4 protein-coding genes and 1 tRNA gene are annotated in these 3,966 nt (G+C 28.9%); all 5 read left to right on the top strand.

The annotated features are described in order from the left end of the window. Positions 1–150: 150 nt before the first annotated feature. On the top strand, positions 151–930 hold the full coding sequence (gene surE, locus U9R42_04390; protein ID MEA3495254.1) for a 5'/3'-nucleotidase SurE: 780 nt from the start codon (positions 151–153) through the stop codon (positions 928–930). Next, positions 917–1,210 (top strand): hypothetical protein, encoded by a 294-nt coding sequence (locus U9R42_04385; GenBank protein ID MEA3495253.1) that lies wholly within the window; start codon positions 917–919, stop codon positions 1,208–1,210. Before surE ends, U9R42_04385 begins: the two co-directional genes overlap by 14 nt. Then, positions 1,210–2,319 carry a lipid-A-disaccharide synthase gene (gene lpxB / locus U9R42_04380; GenBank protein MEA3495252.1) on the top strand — a complete coding sequence of 370 codons (1,110 nt, stop codon included), beginning with the start codon at positions 1,210–1,212 and terminating at the stop codon, positions 2,317–2,319. The genes U9R42_04385 and lpxB overlap by 1 nt, the downstream gene beginning before the upstream one ends. A gap of 53 nt (positions 2,320–2,372) precedes the next feature. Then, a tRNA-Ala gene (locus U9R42_04375) sits at positions 2,373–2,446 on the top strand. A 662-nt stretch (positions 2,447–3,108) separates the two neighbouring features. Continuing rightward, positions 3,109–3,849 (top strand): DUF6577 family protein, encoded by a 741-nt coding sequence (locus U9R42_04370; GenBank protein ID MEA3495251.1) that lies wholly within the window; start codon positions 3,109–3,111, stop codon positions 3,847–3,849. Positions 3,850–3,966 lie beyond the last annotated feature (117 nt).

Here is a 3,966-nt window from a genome sequence, read left to right as displayed (position 1 = left end):
TGAGTAATACAAAGTTTTCTTAGTGCCACTAATTAGTAATATGAAAAAGCAATTGTTGATCAGGTAAGCTCAACTTACAACCTTAAATTTTAATTACTCTGTTTTTCAACTTTAATTTTCAAAAGATTACCTTTGCAGTAAAAAAAAACATTGAAAAGGCGAAAGAAAATATTTGTTACTAATGATGACGGAATAAATTCCAGAGGTATTGATGCATTAGTAGAATGCATGAAAGAATACGGAGATGTAACGGTTATAGCACCAAACAAACCCCAATCGGGTGTTGGTCATGCGGTAACAATGCGAGAACCGATTAGTGTAGAAAAATCTAATATTTTTGATGGAACAAATTCTTATTCCTGCTCAGGAACACCTGCTGATTGTGTAAAATTCGGACTTCAACATAGTTGTGAAACAAAACCTGATTTGCTGGTTTCTGGAATAAACTTTGGCTCAAATGCCTCAGTAAATATGCTTTATTCCGGTACAGTTGCAGCTGCCGTTGAAGGTGCTTTAAGCGGAATACCTTCAATTGCTTTCTCTTCAACAAATTTTGATGAAGAAGCTGACCTTTCCGGTGCAATTGATACTGTTCATAAAGTAATGAAGTTATTTGAAACTATAAAATTACCAAAAAGTATTTTGCTAAATGTAAATATTCCTGCTCTTGACAAAAATGAAATTAAAGGTATTAAGTTTTGCAGGCAATCAATTGCAAGATGGAAAGAAGAATTTATAGAAGAATCTAGTAACAACGGAAAAACATCATATTGGTTAAAGGGTGAGTTTTTTTGTGATGACAAAACAAATGACACAGATATATGGGCACTCGAAAATGGATTCGTATCCATAGTTCCCGTTTACCTTGATCTTACAGCTCATAATTTTTTGAAAGAATTAAAAACAATTAATAAAAATGAAAAAATATAATTCAATCTACATAGGTGTTATAATTGGTGTTCTATCAGTTTTTTTAAGTTTTATCGTATTTTATTTTATTAAGTTCAACGATATTTCATTGTCCGATTATTTTGGAACTTTATTTCATAACAAAAGGATATTATCTCCTCTATTAAGTCTGGCAGGTATTCCAAATCTTGTATTTTTTTACCTTTTTATAAATAAAAATAAATATAAAACTGCACGTGGAATTATTCTCGCAACCTTTATTCTTGTACTTGCAGTTGTTTTAGTGAAAATTTTTATGTAATGTCAAAATATTACATTATTGCAGGTGAAGCATCAGGAGACCTTCATGGTTCTAATTTGATAAGTGAAATAAAAAAACTTGACAAAAATGCTGTTTTTAGAGGTATTGGTGGAAACATGATGGAGCAACAAGGAGTATCTTTAAATGAACATTATAAAAATACTGCTTTTATGGGTTTTAAAGAAGTTATTTTAAACCTACACAAAATCTCTAAAATCCTAAAAAAATGCAAATCAGATATTTTAAAGTTCAATCCTGATGTTGTAATTCTTATTGATTATCCCGGCTTTAATTTCAGAATAGCTGACTTTGCTAAAAAAAACGATTTTAAAGTAGTTTATTACATTTCTCCTCAAATTTGGGCTTGGAAAGAAAATAGGATAAAAAAAATTAAAAAAAATATTGACACTTTAATAAGCATACTCCCTTTTGAACAAGAATTTTATAAAAAACATAATTATAAAGTAGAATACGCAGGGCATCCCTTAGTAGAAAATATTAATAAATTTCAAGCGGACAAAAATTTCTTGATAAACAATAAGCTTAATGATAAAGAGCTTATTGCTATTTTGCCCGGAAGCAGAAAGCAAGAAATTCAAAAGATACTGGAAGTTTTAATTAGCGTAAAAAATGATTTTAAAGATTACAACTTTGTAATAGCAGGCTCTTCAAACTTTAGTGAATCATTTTATAGGGATATTATTAAAGATGAAAACATAGCAATAATTTTTGAGAAGACTTATGATATTTTATTTCACGCAAAAGTAGCTTTAATTACATCAGGCACCGCAGTACTTGAAGCAGCATTATTTGAATTGCCACTTGTGGTTTGTTATAAAACTACATCTTTAAATTATCAAATATTTAAAAGGCTTGCTAAAGTAAAATATATTTCACTTGTTAATTTAATTCTTGATAAAGAAGCCGTTAAAGAACTTATTCAAAGTAACTTAAATAAATTAAATCTTAAAGATGAGTTAGATTTACTTTTAAATGATGAAAAGAGAATAAATCAATTGAAACAAAATTATCAAGATTTAAGAATATTGTTAGGTAACGCAAATGCTTCTAAAAATGCAGCCGAAATTATTAATAAAACAATTTTGTAAAATTGATTTTGCTATTTAAAAGTAATTATTGATTTTTGCCTTTTAAAAAAAACGGGGAATTAGCTCAGTTGGCTAGAGCGTTTGACTGGCAGTCAAGAGGCCAGCGGTTCGAATCCGCTATTCTCCACTCTCACCCTCCGTAGCTTTAGCGAAGGAGGGTAATTTTCAAAAGCTTGATGATTACTTTAGAAGTCCCTTTTACAAATATTAAACAAAGGATAATCACTATTCTCTAAATTAGCAACCCTCATTTCACATTTGCCCATTCAGGGAAAACATTAACATCTATGTGAAAAATATATGAACCAATAAAATAAGTTGCAAGTGTAATTAGTGCCTCTAAGAAAACTATCAAATTTTGCAGAGTTTTCTTAGAGACACTATGTACAACACGGTATAAATTCAAGAGAGGTTTCGGTGGCTTGCAGAACTTTTTTTGCCTTTAATAACGAAAGCAATAAATTGAAATAGAAGTGGTTGTAAATCCGCTCCAAAATATATTGCCACCAAAGGAATAATTTCTATTTTTTTACTATGAAATTTAAAGAACCTCCCTTTATATTTGACAAAAATTTAATCGGTGGTTAGGGTTATTAGACAGACTGCCGTTGTGTTTCATACTACCAGCCGCACATTTTACACATTTATTTTCTGTCTATGCTAAATTCAATCACTAAAAAATAAAAGAGTAAAATCTTTTTACGCTAAAAGAGGACTAATAATTGGCAGTAAATTAATTTTGTTGCCAAATTATAGTTTTGTACATTTGCAGAATTAAACAAGAATAATATCGCTAAAGACAAATTACATATCGAAAAATTTAAAACATTTTTTAAAGACAAAGAAAGCTTTAAAACAAAGGATATTGCTTTCTTCTTTAAAGGGTATGAGCCCAATATTAGTCAAACAACTATTAATTGGCGGATATACACATTAGTAAAGCAAGGTATTCTTAATCGAATTGGAAAAGGAATATTTACTCTTGGTGCAATGAATTCCTTTATACCTGAAATTTCTTCAAAAGAAAAATCTTTAACCAAAAAAATAAATAAGGAATTTCCTTATTTAGAATTTTGTATTTGGAATTCTTCTATTCTAAATGAATTTACATTACATCAAGCTAGTCAATTCTATCAATTTATAGAAGTTGAGAGAGATGCGACACAAGCCATATTTCTTTATTTAAAAGAAAAAAAATATTCAGTCTTTTTAGAGCCCACAAAAGATGTTTTTGAGAAATACATAACTGAGAACAATAATTTAATAATTGTAAAAACACTAATAACTGAAGCTCCTACACAAAATGTAGATGGAATAAACACTTCTTCTTTAGAAAAAATATTAGTAGATATTTTTTGTGATAAAATTATCTTTTCCGCATATCAAGGTAATGAAATGCAAACCATTTATAAGGAAGCTTTTTCAAAATACTCTATTAATAAAAGTAAGTTGTTAAGATATGCTGACAGGAGAGGAAAAAAGGAAGAACTAAAAAAATACATTAATACTAATTTACGGCAACAAAATTAACTTGTTGCCAATTTATAGTTTATGATAAATCAAAAAGAAATATCAATAGAATGGATAAGCAAGGTTTCAAAGGCGAATAAAAATGCTGACAAAATTCTTGTGGAAAAGCTTATTTGG

It is taken from the genome of Bacteroidota bacterium, assembly GCA_034723125.1.
Taxonomy (GTDB): Bacteria; Bacteroidota; Bacteroidia; order CAILMK01; family JAAYUY01; genus JAYEOP01.
This window is presented reverse-complemented; position numbering and strand designations above follow the sequence as displayed.

Bases quoted from the DNA above. Each gene is read 5' to 3' on its own strand.
- U9R42_04385 (MEA3495253.1), top strand. From the start codon at position 917: ATGAAAAAATATAATTCAATCTACATAGGTGTTATAATTGGTGTTCTA.
- lpxB (MEA3495252.1), top strand. From the start codon at position 1,210: ATGTCAAAATATTACATTATTGCAGGTGAAGCATCAGGAGACCTTCAT.